The following is a 17049-nucleotide window of genomic DNA, read 5'->3' on the forward strand; positions in this document are numbered from 1 at the left end:
TCATGGCGAAAGTCATAGCCATTGCCAATCAAAAAGGTGGTGTAGGCAAAACTACTACTGCCATTAATTTATCTGCCTCCCTGGCGGCAAATCGTCAACAGGTTTTGTTGATCGATTTAGATCCACAAGGAAATGCTACCATGGGCAGTGGTGTTGATAAAAACCAATTGGTTCATACCACTAATGACGTCTTGCTGCATGACTGTCTGGCCGAACAAGCCTGCCTGACAACCGCATGCGGCTATGATTTGATCCCAGGTAATGATGATTTAACCGTTGCTGAGGTCAGCCTCATGGAGCGTAATCATCGCGAGACTTTTCTCTATAAAGCCTTACAACCCTTACAAAGCAGTTATGATTATATACTCATTGACTGCCCTCCTGCATTGAATACATTAACCATTAATGCCTTCGTTGCAGCAGATTCAGTACTCATCCCCATGCAATGCGAATACTATGCATTAGAAGGTTTAGCGGCACTTTTATCGACCATTGAACAAGTTAAAGCCTCGGTGAATCCGCGTCTGCATCTCGAGGGAGTACTTCGAACCATGTATGATGCGCGTAATCGCCTGTGTTCCGACGTATCCAAACAACTAATAGAACATTTTCCCACCAAAATCTATCGAACCGTAGTCCCGCGCAATGTGCGACTGGCAGAAGCACCCAGTCACGGCATGCCAGCGTTACACTACGACAAAACATCACCAGGAGCCGCGGCCTATATGGTACTTGCTTCTGAGTTGATTAATAAACAGACCGTAACGGGATAATTGGGGTAATTTATGACAGTAAAACGTAGTGGTTTAGGGCGTAATCTATCCGCCTTGCTAAGCCAACCCAATGGCAGCCTTTTAAATGAAAAACCACCAGTTGATGGCCTTAAGCTAGCAGTAGATTGCTTGCAACCAGGAAAATATCAACCTCGTGGTGAAATGGAAGAAGCTGCTTTAACTGAATTAGCTGAATCGATTAAAAAACAAGGTCTTTTACAACCTCTGATCGTACGTGAACTCAGCGATGGCCACTATGAAATCATTGCAGGTGAGCGTCGTTGGCGTGCAAGTCAGCTTGCAGGATTAACGGAGGTTCCTGTTGTTTTAAAGCAAGTTGATGATGAGACCGCTATGGCTATTGCCTTGGTTGAAAATTTACAGCGCGAAGATTTGAATGCGATGGATCAAGCACGCGCGATGCACCGTCTTACTGATGAATTTTCACTGACTCATCAACAAGTTGCCGATCTGCTGTGTAAATCACGTACGGCAGTAAGCAATTATTTACGCCTATTAGCCTTGTCAACGGCTGTAAAAAAACTACTGGAGCATGGTGACATCGATATGGGGCACGCACGTGCCCTGCTCATGCTTGAAGAAGAGCAGCAAAATCAAGTGGCACAGCTAATTGTAGCGAAAAATCTATCTGTCCGTGAAACCGAAAAATTAGTAGAACGGATTAAAGCAGGCAAAGCAGCAACAGAAAGCACATCAAGTAATGAGCCAATCGCCTTTCATTATCAGGAACAAGTCAATAATTTAGCGCGACAATTGCAAACATCGATCAAGTTAAAACCTGGAAAATCAGGAAAGGGCTCGCTGGTTATTCAATATGATGGCGTGCACGATTTGCAGAAAATTATGGAGCAGTTATTAGGCTAGCTCCGTGACCAGAAAACACGTCATCCCCAGGATGACGTACAACCCCTTTTCTTATAAAAAAGACCGAATACTTATAGGTTCTTCTTCATGCTCCTCTCGTACTGCGGTACGAGTCTCATTCCTGTCAGGTACCGGTGGCTCCACTGTGGTTCTATTAGTCGCACTATTATTTGCTGATTGAGCTATTGCCGCGGAGTCGTCGCTATTCAATGTAATGTTGTTCGCCATTCGCGAGTAACTATCCTCAGTTATCGGATCCCTCGTTTCATCAACAAAACGATGGCCCATATCGGTTTGAACTCGCTCATCGGTACTATACGTAAAAAGAGAGGTAACGAAACGAATTAAGCGATTAACCGTATTCTTAAGACCTTGCCAAAGGTTTGCCAAAAACTGGCGTAGGCTAAACGTTGATGGTTCCATAGATACATCTTCAGGCTGTTTCTGGATAGTGATTTGCTCATCCACAGGAACAGTGTTATTCTGTAAAGACTTAAGGAGCTGCTTAATCAAATCTATATTATTAAACGCGTGCAAATCCCCACTTAAAATCGTTTTTTCAGGGACGTGATGTAAATTAACGAGCGCATAGCACACTTCAGCAAGATTCGCTTTATCTGGATATTGCTCAAGAAAGGGAAGATAGGTATCTAATAAACCATTTTCATGTAATTTAATTAATGCACCACTTACCCAAGAATACGTGTGTTTAGAACACCCTCTGATAACTTGTTCGCATTTGTCGAGAATAGTGTATTGATATAAATTGTTCACTGCTCGCATAACATCCTCCGCCCCTACATATTGGCAACAATGTACTATTTTACCCAGCACATAAGCGTTAAGATCATTAGAAGGTAGTTTTACCAAATGATAGCGCTCATCATCACCCGTGCCTCTAATCGAGGCATCAGGAATAATATCTATAGGATTAGGTTTATATTCCAGTGCCCTATTAAAACCATCTTCTGGAAGCTCGTACTGTTGCCATAGTTCAGCAAGTTCAGGATTCTCTTTAAACCGCGCATATTTTATTTGCGCCACTGCTTTTTTTATTTCTTCAAAGGTTTTCGGTGTGTACCCTAGCATATTTTGAATCGCGGTGGCATACTCAAATAATTTTGTCGCCTGTGGTCCGTTCACCATGATGCTCACCCGCCAGGTAGGCAAATGTAAGTTATCGGCACAAACTGGCAAGCTAAAATCCACGAGTTCATCTAAGTTATTTTTTTTATCTTTAAAATTAAAATTTTTAACATAGCGTGTAAGAGCATCCATAGAGGTTTTTAAATCGTTCCTACCAAAGAGTACAAGCAATTTATATGCTTGCTCATAAGCTTTGCCCATCTTGCTTATCATAGAGGTTAACTAGCTCTATAAATTGCTGCTCACAATCTCCAGTGTGCTTGCTATTTTTTTTGAAATACTTAAATTGCTGGTTTAACTTGTTGAATTGTTCCTTTATGACTTCGCTGGCTGTTTTCATAGTGTAATTCTCTATTAGCTATCACTATGCAGTGAAGCGTCTATGGGCAAACTGTAACTGAACAATTTTGTTCTTTGATTATACATAAAGATATTTATAAGCTCAACTTGATTTCATAAAAAACTTCGAAGGAACTAATTAAAATCCAATAAATTTGGCAAGAAAAAATCCATACACCCCTTATTTGAACTAGACTATACATATAAGTTGTGATCATTTTGTTTCACACAAAATCATGGAGATTGATGTGTTGATTCAGCCTGTAGATCCCGTTTTTATAGTGATAAAATTGAATCAGGAAGATTATATGGGGCAAATGCTCAGCCTGTCTGATCGTGAATTAGAGTTAAAATGCAGCCATTATTTTGAGAAAAAAACTCTGGTTTCATTTCAGGGCAAATATTTCCGTGGACATGCACGTATTCAAGGAATTACCCATGCTAAACTCCATTTCATTTATCAAATGAACATTGAAGAGATTCAATTCCAGCCTGGTCTATTAATTAATACACGCTTGTAGAGTAAATTCCCCGTCTTGATTCATTAATCCTTTAAAACAGGTTAAAGTTAAGCTTTATAGTCTTTAAATGCGTAAGAACAGTAATCAATGAATAGATGAGAAACAAACCAATCCCATTAGCTGGCTGAAAAGCTTACTGCCACTTAGCCTTGGTGGTTTTAGTATCAGCATGACGGAGTATTTAATGATGGGAGTTTAGTATGTGTGCTCATAAAAAACAATTAGGTTTTATGAGCACCAAATATCAACCATTTACAACCAATAAACAAAGATAAAAAGGAATAACCAAACTACGTCAACAAAGTGCCAGTACCAAGCCACGCCTTCGAATGCGAAGTGGCGTTCTGGCGTAAAATGACCGCGTTTGCAACGTACAGTAATTACGATCAGCATGATGGTACCCAAAGTCACGTGCAGACCATGGAAACCCGTTAGCATAAAGAACGTGGTTCCATAAATACCTGAGGCTAACGTTAGATTCAAGTGCGTATAGGCTTCATAATACTCATATGCCTGAAAGGTCAAGAATAGAACACCTAGGGCGATCGTTAAGCACATGCCCCATAATAATTGCTTACGTTTGTTTAGTTTTAAAGCCCAATGCGCCCAAGTAATAGTGACACCCGAGGTTAAAAGAATCAGCGTGTTAATTGCTGCTAAACCCCATGCCCCCATTGCTTCATGAGCACCGGTAAATACTTGATTATCCGGGTTATTCAACAATGGCCAAGCCGCTGAGAAATCAGGCCATATGGTATAATTAGTGATGGGATGTATTTCCCCGCCAAGTAGTGGAACAATCCACATACGCGCGTAAAATAAGGCACCAAAAAATGCCCCGAAAAAACACACTTCCGAGAAAATAAACCAGCACATACCCCAACGATAGGATTTATCAACCTGCAGGTCATAAACACCTTTGTTATTTTCATAAATAACTTGACCAAACCAACCAAACAGCATACTGACAATAAGTGCCAGCCCTAAGGTAAAGATGTATGGTCCATACCAGTCATGATGAAGCCAAGACGCTGCACCCACCAAAAAGGTGGTTAATCCGCATGATCCAACCAAAGGCCAGTGACTGGGCTTGGGGACATAATAAGTACCGTGTGCTCCCATTCTATCTACGTCTCCTGTATCAATAATTTGTTATAACTGGTGTGCATTTCAATAGTACAACACTGCTTAGTTCGTCATTGCAAGCCTTAGTGCCCCCTCCCCAGAACTGATGCATCATTAACAGTCGGTACTGGGGGGCTTCACTTCGTCCGCACTAACGGCCATTTTTTATTTTTATTCCCGTGAATACTTATTCTCTATCAGTCACATCAAATAAAGTATATGACAACGTCACCGTATTTATCTTTTCGGGTAAATCTATATCCAAGTGAAATAACAAAGGCATATTCATTGCCTCATGTCCATTCAAAGTCTGTCTAGCAAAGCAAAAACACTCGGTTTTTTTCAAATATTTCGCCGCAATCCCCGGTGTTACACTCGGTATTGCCTGCACGGTCATTGGATGATCCGTTTTGTTTTCCGCATAAAAATCCAGCCTGGCAATTTCCCCTGGATGCACTTTTATTTTCCGTGTCTTGGGATAAAAGGCCCAAGGAACGGCACTATTATTAGTTGCGACGAACTCAACTAAAACTTCTCGATCTTTAGAAATTTTAGCCGTTGCCGCATCATAAGCTACTGCTTCTGATTTGATTTTGCCATTGATCCCTAGGGTCTGGCATAGGCTGTTGTATATAGGCACCAGCGCAAAACCAAACGCAAACATGCCTAATACAACACCGGTTAAAATCATCAGTAACTTACGGTGATTACGTTCATTACTCATGCAACATTTACTCTAAAAAACTATACATTCAACTGAGGCGGAGTTGTAAATGTATGGTATGGTGGCGGTGAAGGTAAGGTCCACTCTAAGCCTTGTGCTCCTTCCCAAACTTGAGAAGTCGCCAGATCCTTCTTAGTGCCTTTCTTTCTTACTGTTGCAATAATGTTGTATAAAAACAGTAATTGCGAAAATCCAAAAATAAAGGCGCCAACAGTTGCCATCATATTAAAGTTGGTGAACTGTAGTGCATAGTCAGGAATTCGACGTGGCATACCCGCTAAACCTAAGAAGTGCATCGGGAAGAATGCCAAGTTAACTGAAATTACTGACAACCAGAAGTGCCATTTACCAAGACACTCGTTGTACATATGACCAGTCCACTTCGGCAACCAATAATAAGTTGCGGCAACCAGAGAAAAGACAGCCCCAGGTACAAGTACGTAGTGGAAATGCGCAACAACGAAATAGCTGTCCTGATATTGGTAATCCGCAGGCACTAATGCCAACATTAAGCCAGTAAATCCACCAACGGTGAACAAGAACACAAATGCTAAGGCAAACAACATTGGCGTTTCAAAAGTCATCGCCCCTTTAAACATGGTACTTACCCAGTTAAATACTTTAATACCAGTCGGTACCGCAATTAACATAGTGGTATACATGAAAAATAGTTCTGCCCCCAATGGAATACCGGAGGTAAACATATGGTGCGCCCAAACAATAAACGACAGTATGGCAATACTTACAGTCGCATAAACCATGAAATGGTAACCAAATAATGGCTTACGACTGAAGGTAGGAATAATTTCAGAAATAACGCCAAAAGCAGGTAAAATCAATACATAGACTTCAGGATGTCCAAAGAACCAGAAAACGTGCTGGAATAAGATAGGATCCCCTCCTCCGGCTGCCTCAAAGAAGCTGGTACCGAAGTGACGATCCGCCAACATCATGGTTACCGCACCTGCCAATACAGGCATAATCGCGATTAATAAGAATGCGGTTATCAACCAAGTCCATGCGAACATGGGCATTTTCATCATTGTCATGCCTGGAGCACGTAAGTTTAAGATGGTTGCAATAATATTAATCGAACCCATAATCGATGATAGACCCATCATATGAATGGAGAAAATCATAAAGTCGGTGCTTGGTGGAGCATATTTAGTGGATAAAGGTGCATACATGGTCCAACCGAAGTTAGGTCCACCGCCGCTATGAAACATGGTAGAAAACAACAAGGCAAACGCAAAAGGTAAAATCCAGAAGCTCCAGTTGTTCAAGCGTGGTAAAGCCATATCTGGCGCACCAATCATCATCGGGATTTGCCAGTTTGCCATTCCGGTAAATGCCGGCATCACCACACCAAATAACATGACTAACCCATGTAAGGTCGTCATTTGGTTAAAGAAGTTTGGATCAACAAAACGGTGGCCAGGCTGAAATAGCTCCGCACGAATGATTAAAGCCATAGCTCCGGCAGCAAAAAAGCTGAATAAAGCTAACCACAGATAAAGAGTACCAATATCTTTATGGTTGGTTGTAAAAAGCCAGCGCTTTATAAATCCCAAAACACCTTTACCCTGCTCAGGGCCATGATCATCGTGATGATCATTGTCATGCGCTATTGTATAACTCATTTTAAACCTCCAGCGTTAACTTTATTCACCATGGTTGGTTGTTTATTCGCATTCTGCCGCTCTGCAGCCACATCTGCAGGTTGGATAAGATCGTTTGTGTTATTAGCCCAAGCATTACGCTCGTAGGTTGCTATCGCCGCAACTTCATCATCACTTAATTGATCTTTATAGGCTTGCATTGCAGAACCTGGTATACCATTTAAGATAATATCAATGTGACGCGAAATAGGATTACCTACTGCAACTGAACTGCCTTTAAGTGCTGGATACATTGGCGGTAGGCCTTTTCCATCTTCACGATGGCAGGCAGCGCATAGCTGGTCGTACTTATGTTTTCCTAAAGTCATGAGTTCATTACGTTGCATTGTTTTTTGAGCAGTTGGTTGCGCCTCTGCGCTTGCGTACTTGTCTTGCTTTAAGGTTTGCGCAGCAACCCACTTATCAAAGTCTGCTTGACTTACAGCGTCAACAACAATTGGCATAAAGCCATGGTTAATACCGCAAAGCTCCGCACATTGACCACGATACACACCTGGCTTTTCAATGGTTGCCCATGCTTCATACATAAATCCAGGGATTGCATCGCGTTTAATTCCCAATTCAGGAACCCACCAGGAATGGATTACATCATTTGAGGTAACCAAGAAACGAATTTTTTTATTTACAGGCACAACTAAGGGTTTATCTACTTCTAAAAGATACCACTCACTTTTAGCTTGTTTGTTCTGGATTTGCGATAAAGGAGTAGATAAGGTACTGAAGTAACTAATGCCTTGATCTAAATACTCATATTGCCAGCGCCATTGATAACCAACAATTTTCACGGTGAGTTCTGATTGTTTGGTGTCATCCATACGAATTAAAACTTGAGTAGCGGGAACCGCTAATCCTACAAGAATTAGAAAAGGAATAATCGACCAAATAAGCTCTAATCGTGGATTATCATGGAATGAAGCAGCCTTATAACCCTTGGATTTTCGGTGATGAATTAAGGAATAGATCATCACACCAAAGACCACAACCCCGATAATGGCACAAACCGCCATACACACCATATGCAGGTTGTAAACATCCCGACTAATAGGGGTCACACCCTGACTCATATTTAACTGCCAATTGTTTGCAGCATCGGCGGCAAAAACTGGCTGACCAACTATCAATGCCGCAAGCATTGCTATTAATCTACAGATAGGTAACCTGTTTAACATCCCAATTCCTCATCTTATCAAGAAGCCAAGCAAGCCTGGCGATTTAATACCTACTTCGGTAAGTACTTACTGCGATTAAGTTAATGGCGTCAACTTATGACCTAGCCTGGATGCCAAGCCAGGTCGTCAGTAAGCCCCTTTTAAGGCTTCACGTCTACCACAATGAATAATTACCTTCAGTTTTAGATTTACTGATCATGTACTTAATGGCTTCGATTACTTCACCACCAGAACATTGTTTGCAACCACCATTTTTAGGATGATTTTTCCCATTCACGGTATTTCCAATCAATACGTCCATATTTTTAGCAATCAATGGCTTCCACGCTTCTTTATCGCCAATTTTAGGAGCTCCATCCTTGCCTTCGTTATGGCAAGTAGCGCAGTTTTCATTGTAAATATCCTTACCATTAGCAGGATATTTCGCAGCGCCCCCAGATTTGAGATCAGCTAATTCGGCACGGGTCAGTGATTCATTAAGAATATAATCCACTGCAGAAATAACATCATTATCCGAACAGGTAACGCAAGCACCTTTAACTGGCATGGAGTTATATCCATGAATTGCACGACGATACAAGCCTGTTAAGCCACTGAGCTTCAAGCGTGAATACCAGTTCACAGCATCACCGAGAAGCGGCGCGCTCATTTCTCCATTCTGGTGACAAATCACGCAGGCGGTGAAATACACTTTCTTACCGCGATCCAGGGTTGGAGCAGCGTTAGAGGGTGGTACACCTAAGGGGTCTTTCGTGTCTACGGTTTTAAGGTAGGTCGCAACCGCCATTAAATCAGCATCAGTCAGATACATCATACTGTTATGATTGACTTCAGCCATCGGGCCTGCAACTGGGCCAGCATTGTTAATTAACTGATTCTTTTTGAATACATCAACCACTTCTTCATGGCTGGCTGATTCCAAACCGAATTTAGTAATATTAGGAGCCCAGAAACCATCAATGAATGCACCAGTTAAATAATATTTATTCTTAGGGGCACCGAATGGATTCAATGGTGTATGACACATGCTGCAGTGGCCTAGGCCATCAACAATGTATCTACCTCGGTTCCATTCAGAAGACTGAGTTTTATCGTAGTCAAACTCACGAGTTTCAGGATAGAAGAACAATAAGTTCCATCCCCACAAACTAAGACGAGCACCGGGAACATTAAAAGGAAATGGTAATGACTTATTTTTTTGACTCACTGCAGGTATGTTCATGAAATATGCATACAATGCACGAGCATCTTCCTCAGTAACTAAAGAAAAATAGTAGTATGGGAATACAGGGAAGAAATTATCACCATCAGGGTTATGTCCGTCTTTCAACGCACGAATAAAATCCTGTTCGGTCCACTTACCGATACCCGTTTCTTTATCTGGGGTGATGTTAGGACTATAGAACGTTCCAAAAGGGGTTTCTATAGGCAAGCCACCGGCGTATGCAGGAGTCCCTGCGTGCACATCAGTATGGCAAGAAATACAGTCGCCCATTTTAGAAAGATATTCCCCTTTCTTAATTAATTCTTGTTGCGCACCTTCAGCTGGGGCAGTAGGTGGATAAGCAGGGTAATAACCATCAATAACCGATAACTTCTGCGAAGTAGTCGCAGGTGCAGTTTCAGCTTGTAATAATTGCCCCATCATGCCTAACACTGCTGCGGTTGCAGCAATAGTTAGCTTTCTTAGTAACAAAGAGCCCACGCTCCCTCCTATTTGTTCTTATTTTGCACGCTTCTCATAAGGAGATAGAATAACCGATGCATTTTATACTCTACAACGGATAAGTTGCAATGTTATAATCGCGATCTTCTTAGTTTATTTAATTTGTTTTACTATGTTTGTTTATCTAAATGGCCTGCTTTTGGGCTTATCTCTAATCATTGCCTTGGGTCCACAGAACGTTTTTCTAATCAAACAAGGTGTTCGTAAAAATCACGCCCTACTTTCAGCGACAATTTGTTTTGTTTGCGACTTAATCCTAATCTGCGCCAGCATCACTGGATTGCATGAGTTGCTTGCGATACGTCCGATGCTGCAAGTTTGGATGATGTTCTTTGGCTGTGCGTTCTTACTATTTTACGCATTGAAAGCGCTAAAAAATGCTTTTATTGAACAAGAGAGGACAACTGAACATACGCTGCAACCACATAACAAAAGCCAAATCATCCTCCTGGCATTAGGCTTTAGCTTACTCAATCCCCATGCAATTATCGACTCGCTAGTCATAATTGGTGGCGGCAGCAGTGAATATCCTGACCAACAGCTCTATTTCTTAATGGGGGTAATTACTTCAAGTTTCATCTGGTTTAGCTCATTGACTTTTACAGCCCGATATTTTTCCGATGTTTTAGCACGCGATGCGGTATGGAAAAGAATTGAATTAATTAGTGGTTTGTTGATGGTGACCATTGGAATTAAATTAGGTGCTGATGGGATGAATCTGGTTTTGGAATTATTAGAACGACATTAAATTAGAAAGGGCCAATCAGTGTGTCGCCAATTGACCCAGTGGAATGACACATAGCAAGTCCAACCTCGCAGAGTGAATATCTCATAAGCACCGATTAGTGTCAACTTATTTACCAAAAACAATGTAACTATTTGTGATATTCCTCTGCAAGCAAGCATTGTTGTTCTGATTTTATTCCGTTACACTCGATCTTTTCATAGCGATATTAATCATCATGTTTTACGGCGACACCATTCAAGAAACCCGACAAATGTTTTTTAACAGTTGGGAAAAGTATCAGCAGAAAAAACCTTTAACCCCTTTAGAAAATGAAATTGTACAAGTCATATTGGCGCATCCTGAATATCATAAAACCATTGAAAATCAGAATAAGTTTCAACAGCAATCTTATTATCCAGAGCTTGGAGAAACGAATCCCTTTTTACATATGGGATTGCATCTGGGGATTCGCGAACAAATAACGACGGATCGTCCAACGGGAATCAATGCGATTTATCAGCTTTTATTGAAAAAATATACGGATCCATTGGCTGTTGAGCATTTAATGATGGAGCAATTGGCTGAGTGCTTGTGGCGTTCGCAAAAAAATAATTTACCACCGGATGAGCTGGGTTATTTGGCGACTCTGTCTGCTTTATAATAGTGAGTTCACAGCCGTCATTACCCCTGGATTTCACTGCGGTTTGTAAAGGAGTTTTTGCTCCGAACAAAAATCCAGGATACTCCGGCCATACCACAATATGGTTACTATGCAGATCCCCGGGGACTAGATTCGCCATTAATGTCGCAACGTACCGCAGCCATATTCTGTGATTTTTACAGCTCCCTAATTTTTGGGGATTAGCCCGCCCCCCTTTGTTTTAATTCAATGTCTTGCTCACTCCATGAGTTGTCTTCTCCCAATGGCTGGGATTAAACAGCAATTGGTATAAAGCCCGGTAAGAGGCAATAGACATCATAAGCCAATACAGTGGAGAGGTCAGTGCGCATAAAATAAAGCGTACATTTTTAGGGTCTTTTTTCATCACCGCAAACATATTCAGCATAATCATCAATACCGCGCCTATGAAGAAATTAATACGCGCATAAAGCATGGTATTTCCTGGGAATAAAAAAGAGAGGTCGCTGAAAAAACTCATGAAAAAAACTATCCACAGCAGTATATTGGCAAGATTCGTTAAGATGGTGCCCCCAATGAACAAATGAAAACCAATAAACCCGCGAATGCCCAGCGAGCGAAATAATTGCAATGGCCTATGCATATGTACCAGATAGGTTTGCATGTATCCTTTAATCCATCGAGTTCTTTGTTTGATCCAACTGTAGCCATGGCAGGTTGCTTCTTCATAAGTAGTCGATGGAGCGACCGAGCTATGATATCCCAATCGTGTCAGGCGCACGCCCAGATCCGCGTCTTCAGCCACATTAAAGGGATCCCATGCATTCACTATGCGCAGGAAATCCGTTCTAAAATGATTGCTGGTGCCACCGAGAGGTATAGGTGTCCTCAAATATTCTAAACCAGGAAGTAACAGATCAAACCAATAAATGTATTCAATTGCAAAAACGGTGGTGAGCCAATTATCATTGGCATTATAAAAATTTAGGCGGCACTGCACACAGGCCAATTTATCATTTCCCTTGGCAAATTCATTTAATACAATTTTGAGTTGTCGCGGATCGGGCCTATCTTCTGCATCATATAAGGTCAAATATTTACCCCGAGCAAATTGCAGCCCATAATTACAAGCCTTCGCTTTGGTTCGTGGCTCTGATGCCGGCACATAAACAAAATTAATGTACCGCGGTAACTGAAAGCTTTTTAATACGTTAATGGTAACGTCATCATCCTGTTCCAATAAAATTTTAATATCCAATTTATGTTTGGGGTAATCCAGTTTCTCAAGATTGATACATAAATTTCGCAAGGTGATCTCGTTCTCTTTATATAAGGGAACCAGAACGGTATAAATAGGTAACGCCTCCTCGGCACCAGTAACCACTTCGGGCAACTTCACATGTGAATGAATGCTGGCAGCAATTAACGATAAGGTAAATTTATAGATAAGAATGCCGACAATCGACACCATAAAAAAGCAATTCAATGCCAAAAAAAACTGTTTTGGCTCCTGAGCCGCCCAAGCAACTAACACAATAAGCCCGAAGAAAAGGAAAAGACGCTGCCAAGTGGAAATCGTACGTTTCGAGCTAAGGTGATAAGTGGCTGAGGCCAGTTGCTCAATAGCGGTTGTCAGGTAGGCGTGTTTGTAACGTCTTTGCAGAACTTCCAACACATCGTACTTGGAGGTCCCTAAAATAGTGGTGTTCGCCCCCCAATGTGCTTTAATTGACACAAAGTTTTCTTCGGTTAAATCCGAAGTTGCCACAGTATAACATTTATTGGCATAGCTTACTGGAATGGCCTCATGCTCTAAATAAAAATCTTTCTCGGCCTCAGTCAGTAAGTTGTCATCAATGGGATATTTTAAAAGTTGCACAAAGAGCAGTTTGAAATGAGCAGAAAGCGAGCGGTAATAATCTTGCGCCTTCATTGGTGTTGTTGCCAGCAGAATATCGCCCAGCTTACCACCTTTGAGTTTCTGTTCTGCTAGTGCGTGCTGCAATTCTTCTTCAGTAATTAGCCCCTGACTGATAAGGTATTCGCCGAGTTTCACATACTATCCTTAGAGATAAAGCCAGAGTGCCGCAAATGGCCCAATACCCTCACCTACATTTTGTCCGTAAACGTCTTGTGTTAACCCCAACTGCAGACCAATCTTTTTAGTTGGCCAATACACAATACTCGGTGCGATCGTAAGTAAATTATAGGAACCCTTTTCGGGAGTTGCCAAGCCAATGGTGTTCCAGTTTTGAATAAACAGCCAAAAGCGATCGTCGAAGAACTTTAAGCCCCCCTCAAAAATTACTTGGGCCTGATCTCCAGGACCATAGCGTTGGAGCACTCCCACCGAGGCATCAAAAAACCAGTTCATTTTTTTATTCTTTGAGGAACCACCCGTACCGATGAGCAGAGCCTCTCCGGTATTTAAACGACCATTTTGCGGTGGAATATTGAGATGAGCACCATGCCCTAAAGCATCCACAAGCAGCTGGGTAGATACAACAACCGAATCCCCTTTCCAGAGTAAAAATCGTCCTAAAAGTAAATTATCACTGCCGCCTCCTTGAGTACCATTAGCTTGTGTGTGGCTTTGCAATCCAGAAAAATATCCGCCAAAGGTGAATTTATCCGTAACACCGTATTCAAAATAATCACTGCCATAGCCTTTTTTGTAAATCGGGCTAGAGCGCAAATGACCTCCAGTCGTCCAATAGTTGGTGCTTTGATAATATTGTCCCGTGGCAATATTAAGAAATTCCCCCTTACCACGAACCCAGGCACCGGCATGGGCGTTTTGATACGTAAAGAAGCTCAATAAGAGACACATCAATAACTGCTTTTTAACCATCTACTTTGTTAGTCCTATCCATCGTTCCATTTAATGGCTAAAGAATACATTGATTTTTTTAAATAAAATAGCTCATTGATAACACTTCTTTTTTATAATCCAGGCTCTATCTGGACGATGAATTACACCGACAAGCAATTAATCACAACGAATTTATTCTTGGCAACACTGGGTATCTTGCTTAAGATCAGTTAACATGTAGCCTTTCTTAATAAACCCACCCTATTTATGAGCGATCAAAAGAAAACGACACATTTCGGCTATACCTCGGTAGGCTGGGATGACAAAGAAAAGAAAGTCGCTGAAGTTTTCCATTCGGTAGCGAAGAACTACGACGTGATGAATGATCTGATGTCCTTAGGCATCCATCATTTATGGAAACGCTATACCATAGAATTAAGCCATGTGCGTCCAGGGCAAGTAGTGCTCGATTTAGCCGGAGGTAGCGGTGATCTTACTCGCTTATTATGCAAAAAAGTTGGCGATGCCGGCCGCGTTGTTTTGGCAGACATTAACTCGGCTATGCTCAATGTAGGGCGCGATCGCTTACTTGATGAAGGCCTATACAAAAACATCGATTTTGTCCAAGCCAATGCTCAATGCCTGCCGTTTGTAGACAATAATTTCCATTGCATTACCATGGGTTTTGGCCTGCGCAACGTAACCGATAAAGACGAAGCCCTGCGCTCCATGTTTCGCGTTTGCAAGCCAGGTGGAAAGGTGATGATTTTAGAGTTTTCTACACCGACCTTTCCGGGCTTAAAGCCTGTTTACGACTGGTATTCATTTAATGTCTTACCGAAAATAGGGAAACTCTTTGCGCAAGATGAAGCGAGTTACCAATATCTTGCAGAATCAATTCGCATGCACCCTAATCAGCAAACATTGAAAAAGATGATTGAAGATGCCGGATTTGAAGATTGTACCTATCATAATCTAAGCGGTGGAATCGTGGCCTTACACATTGCTTATAAGTATTGAGTTGATTATGTTAAAAAAATATTCATTAAAAGCCTTACAAAAAGCAATAAATACAGCCATCTTATTAGATGAGCAGATGCCCCTCAAACTACAGGAATTAAATGGCAAAACACTGGAAATGATTATTGCGCCATTAAATGTCCGTTTTTTTATTCAGTTTAACCAAGGTACTGTCGAATTATTAGATCATTCTGAGGACGAAGCAGATACGGTAATTCATAGCAGTCCTCTTGGTTTAATTCGTCTTAGCCTCTTACCGGCCTCCAAAGCCCGCTCCCTATTTAACGATAAAATTCGCATGTCCGGTAATATGGAGCTGGGACAGCAAGTTAAAAAATTATTTGATGAAATGGATATCGATTGGGAAGGTCATTTAGCTCATTTTACCGGCGATGTTGTTGCCCATCAGCTTGGTTCTTTTATGCGTAAAGGCTTATCCTTTACCAAACGGATTGATGAATCAATGCGTCAGAATATGTCGGAATACCTCCAAGAGGAATTACGCATTCTGCCTTCCCAAAATGAATTGGAAGACTTCTATAAGGAAGTCGATGAATTGTCGTTGAGCGTAGAACGCTTACAAGCCCATGTAAATCATTTAATAAGTCGCCATGAAATCGATTAAACAACTCTTTCGTATACTGCACATCAATTACATCTTAGCCAAAAATGGACTCGATAATGTCGTGGTCTCGCTAAGACTTTTTGCTCCGTTTCGCTTTATCGTTTATTTAAATCCATGGAATTGGTTTCGTAAAGAGCATCTAACCCATGGCCAGGCCTTGCGTAAATCATTGGAAGAGCTAGGTCCCATTTTTATTAAATTTGGCCAAGCCTTGTCTACGCGCCCAGACATTTTACCCCCGGAAATCGCACTGGAACTAACTAAGCTGCAAGACAGCGTTCCCCCCTTTCCCAGTGAAAAAGCCATGCAAATCATTGAACAAGCTTACGGCCAATCACCCTATGATGTCTTTGCACAATTTGATCCGGAAGCGCTAGCCTCAGCCTCCATGGCCCAAGTACATGCTGCAACCCTAAGTACGGGTCAAGAGGTCATTGTTAAAGTGCTACGACCGAATATGCGGCGGTTAATTGAGAGTGATTTAAGCATTATGCACACGATCGCCAAGTGGGCGGATCGCTATTGGCCAGAAAGCCGACGTTTGAAACCGCGAGAAATCGTTAAAGAATTTGAACATACCCTGCTTGATGAACTCGATTTATCCCGAGAAGCAGCTAATGCGGCACAATTACGGCGTAACTTTGAAGGTTCCCACATTTTGTATATCCCGGAAATCTATTGGGATTATACCCGCAATAATGTCTTGGTTATGGAACGTATTCGCGGCATTCCGGTTTCCGATTTAAGTACCCTGAAAGCTCAAGGTGTGGATGTAAAAAAACTCGCCGAGCGCGGTGTAGAAATCTTTTTTACCCAAGTGTTCCGCGATTGTTTTTTCCATGCAGACATGCACCCAGGTAATATTTTCGTCTCTCATGAGCATCCTAAAGACCCGCAATATATTTGCATCGATTTTGGGATCATGGGTACCCTAAATGATAACGACAAACGCTATCTTGCAGAAAACTTGCTCGCCTTCTTTAATCGAGATTACCGACGTGTTGCACAATTGCACGTTGAATCAGGATGGGTAGCTCGCGACACCCGCGTGGATGAATTTGAAAGTGCTATTCGTACGGTATGTGAACCCATATTTGAGCGTTCATTAAAGGATATTTCCTTTGCGCAAGTAGTATTG

The 17049-nt window shown here is 41.7% G+C and carries 17 protein-coding genes; 8 read left to right on the plus strand and 9 right to left on the minus strand.

The window, feature by feature from the left end; translation table 11 throughout:
- The first annotated feature begins 2 nt into the window (after positions 1-2).
- Positions 3-773, plus strand: coding sequence for a ParA family protein (locus tag ACQY7T_RS00810; RefSeq protein WP_428410840.1), 771 nt, complete (start codon positions 3-5; stop codon positions 771-773).
- Between the two features lie 12 nt (positions 774-785).
- Positions 786-1658: a ParB/RepB/Spo0J family partition protein gene (locus ACQY7T_RS00815; RefSeq protein WP_428410841.1), complete on the plus strand. Its 873-nt coding sequence runs from the start codon at positions 786-788 to the stop codon at positions 1656-1658.
- Positions 1659-1709: 51 nt separating this feature from the next.
- Here the strand turns inward: ACQY7T_RS00815 and ACQY7T_RS00820 are convergent, their stop codons facing one another.
- Entirely contained in the window at positions 1710-3005 is a 1296-nt protein-coding gene (locus ACQY7T_RS00820; protein WP_428410842.1) for a hypothetical protein, read from the minus strand.
- Entirely contained in the window at positions 2989-3144 is a 156-nt protein-coding gene (locus ACQY7T_RS00825) for a hypothetical protein (protein WP_428410843.1), read from the minus strand. Before ACQY7T_RS00825 ends, ACQY7T_RS00820 begins: the two co-directional genes overlap by 17 nt.
- Before the next feature lie 247 nt (positions 3145-3391).
- On the opposite strand from ACQY7T_RS00825, the gene ACQY7T_RS00830 reads away from it, so the two are divergent.
- Complete coding sequence (locus tag ACQY7T_RS00830; protein WP_428410844.1) at positions 3392-3664, plus strand: hypothetical protein; 273 nt, start codon at positions 3392-3394, stop codon at positions 3662-3664.
- 252 nt (positions 3665-3916) lie between these two features.
- Here the strand turns inward: ACQY7T_RS00830 and ACQY7T_RS00835 are convergent, their stop codons facing one another.
- The 5 genes from ACQY7T_RS00835 to ACQY7T_RS00855 all read right to left on the minus strand — a co-directional run bounded on the left by ACQY7T_RS00835 (position 3917) and on the right by ACQY7T_RS00855 (position 10066).
- Complete coding sequence (locus tag ACQY7T_RS00835) at positions 3917-4786, minus strand: cytochrome c oxidase subunit 3 (RefSeq protein WP_428410845.1); 870 nt, start codon at positions 4784-4786, stop codon at positions 3917-3919.
- A gap of 190 nt (positions 4787-4976) precedes the next feature.
- Positions 4977-5513 (minus strand): cytochrome c oxidase assembly protein, encoded by a 537-nt coding sequence (locus ACQY7T_RS00840; RefSeq protein WP_347572576.1) that lies wholly within the window; start codon positions 5511-5513, stop codon positions 4977-4979.
- A 20-nt stretch (positions 5514-5533) separates the two neighbouring features.
- Positions 5534-7153, minus strand: a complete 1620-nt coding sequence (gene ctaD, locus ACQY7T_RS00845; RefSeq protein WP_428410846.1) for a cytochrome c oxidase subunit I — start codon at positions 7151-7153, stop codon at positions 5534-5536.
- On the minus strand, positions 7150-8361 hold the full coding sequence (coxB, locus tag ACQY7T_RS00850; protein ID WP_428410847.1) for a cytochrome c oxidase subunit II: 1212 nt from the start codon (positions 8359-8361) through the stop codon (positions 7150-7152). Before coxB ends, ctaD begins: the two co-directional genes overlap by 4 nt.
- 154 nt (positions 8362-8515) lie before the next feature.
- Entirely contained in the window at positions 8516-10066 is a 1551-nt protein-coding gene (locus tag ACQY7T_RS00855) for a c-type cytochrome (protein WP_428410848.1), read from the minus strand.
- Between the two features lie 133 nt (positions 10067-10199).
- Between ACQY7T_RS00855 and ACQY7T_RS00860 the strand changes: the two genes are divergently transcribed.
- Both ACQY7T_RS00860 and ACQY7T_RS00865 read left to right on the plus strand, forming a co-directional pair.
- Complete coding sequence (locus ACQY7T_RS00860; RefSeq protein ID WP_428410849.1) at positions 10200-10835, plus strand: LysE/ArgO family amino acid transporter; 636 nt, start codon at positions 10200-10202, stop codon at positions 10833-10835.
- A 214-nt stretch (positions 10836-11049) separates the two neighbouring features.
- Positions 11050-11475 (plus strand): DUF1841 family protein, encoded by a 426-nt coding sequence (locus ACQY7T_RS00865; RefSeq protein WP_428410850.1) that lies wholly within the window; start codon positions 11050-11052, stop codon positions 11473-11475.
- Positions 11476-11695: 220 nt separating this feature from the next.
- On the opposite strand, the gene ACQY7T_RS00870 is transcribed toward ACQY7T_RS00865, so the two are convergent.
- Together ACQY7T_RS00870 and ACQY7T_RS00875 are read right to left on the minus strand one after the other, a co-directional pair.
- The gene (locus ACQY7T_RS00870) at positions 11696-13510 is read right to left on the minus strand and encodes a glycosyltransferase family 2 protein (protein WP_428410851.1); all 1815 of its coding nucleotides are present in this window, start codon (positions 13508-13510) and stop codon (positions 11696-11698) included.
- A gap of 9 nt (positions 13511-13519) precedes the next feature.
- Positions 13520-14284, minus strand: a complete 765-nt coding sequence (locus ACQY7T_RS00875; protein ID WP_428410852.1) for a hypothetical protein — start codon at positions 14282-14284, stop codon at positions 13520-13522.
- Positions 14285-14533: 249 nt separating this feature from the next.
- Here ACQY7T_RS00875 and ubiE point away from each other — a divergent pair, with 249 nt between their 5' ends.
- From ubiE to ACQY7T_RS00890, 3 genes are all read left to right on the plus strand, one after another.
- Complete coding sequence (gene ubiE, locus ACQY7T_RS00880; RefSeq protein ID WP_428410853.1) at positions 14534-15286, plus strand: bifunctional demethylmenaquinone methyltransferase/2-methoxy-6-polyprenyl-1,4-benzoquinol methylase UbiE; 753 nt, start codon at positions 14534-14536, stop codon at positions 15284-15286.
- 7 nt (positions 15287-15293) lie between these two features.
- On the plus strand, positions 15294-15911 hold the full coding sequence (locus tag ACQY7T_RS00885) for a ubiquinone biosynthesis accessory factor UbiJ (RefSeq protein WP_428410854.1): 618 nt from the start codon (positions 15294-15296) through the stop codon (positions 15909-15911).
- The coding region (locus ACQY7T_RS00890) for an AarF/UbiB family protein (protein WP_428410855.1) at positions 15898-17049 on the plus strand (1152 nt) is incomplete at its 3' end. The genes ACQY7T_RS00885 and ACQY7T_RS00890, both read left to right, overlap by 14 nt.

Origin of the sequence: Legionella sp., assembly GCF_965140895.1 — a bacterium.
GTDB lineage: Bacteria > Pseudomonadota > Gammaproteobacteria > Legionellales > Legionellaceae > Legionella.

Coding starts and splice junctions, on each gene's coding strand:
- ACQY7T_RS00810 (WP_428410840.1), top strand. CDS start 3: ATGGCGAAAGTCATAGCCATTGCCAATCAAAAAGGTGGTGTAGGCAAA.
- ACQY7T_RS00815 (WP_428410841.1), top strand. CDS start 786: ATGACAGTAAAACGTAGTGGTTTAGGGCGTAATCTATCCGCCTTGCTA.
- ACQY7T_RS00820 (WP_428410842.1), bottom strand. CDS start 3,005: ATGGGCAAAGCTTATGAGCAAGCATATAAATTGCTTGTACTCTTTGGT.
- ACQY7T_RS00825 (WP_428410843.1), bottom strand. CDS start 3,144: ATGAAAACAGCCAGCGAAGTCATAAAGGAACAATTCAACAAGTTAAAC.
- ACQY7T_RS00835 (WP_428410845.1), bottom strand. CDS start 4,786: ATGGGAGCACACGGTACTTATTATGTCCCCAAGCCCAGTCACTGGCCT.
- ACQY7T_RS00840 (WP_347572576.1), bottom strand. CDS start 5,513: ATGAGTAATGAACGTAATCACCGTAAGTTACTGATGATTTTAACCGGT.
- ctaD (WP_428410846.1), bottom strand. CDS start 7,153: ATGAGTTATACAATAGCGCATGACAATGATCATCACGATGATCATGGC.
- coxB (WP_428410847.1), bottom strand. CDS start 8,361: ATGTTAAACAGGTTACCTATCTGTAGATTAATAGCAATGCTTGCGGCA.
- ACQY7T_RS00860 (WP_428410849.1), top strand. CDS start 10,200: ATGTTTGTTTATCTAAATGGCCTGCTTTTGGGCTTATCTCTAATCATT.
- ACQY7T_RS00865 (WP_428410850.1), top strand. CDS start 11,050: ATGTTTTACGGCGACACCATTCAAGAAACCCGACAAATGTTTTTTAAC.
- ACQY7T_RS00875 (WP_428410852.1), bottom strand. CDS start 14,284: ATGTGTCTCTTATTGAGCTTCTTTACGTATCAAAACGCCCATGCCGGT.
- ubiE (WP_428410853.1), top strand. CDS start 14,534: ATGAGCGATCAAAAGAAAACGACACATTTCGGCTATACCTCGGTAGGC.
- ACQY7T_RS00885 (WP_428410854.1), top strand. CDS start 15,294: ATGTTAAAAAAATATTCATTAAAAGCCTTACAAAAAGCAATAAATACA.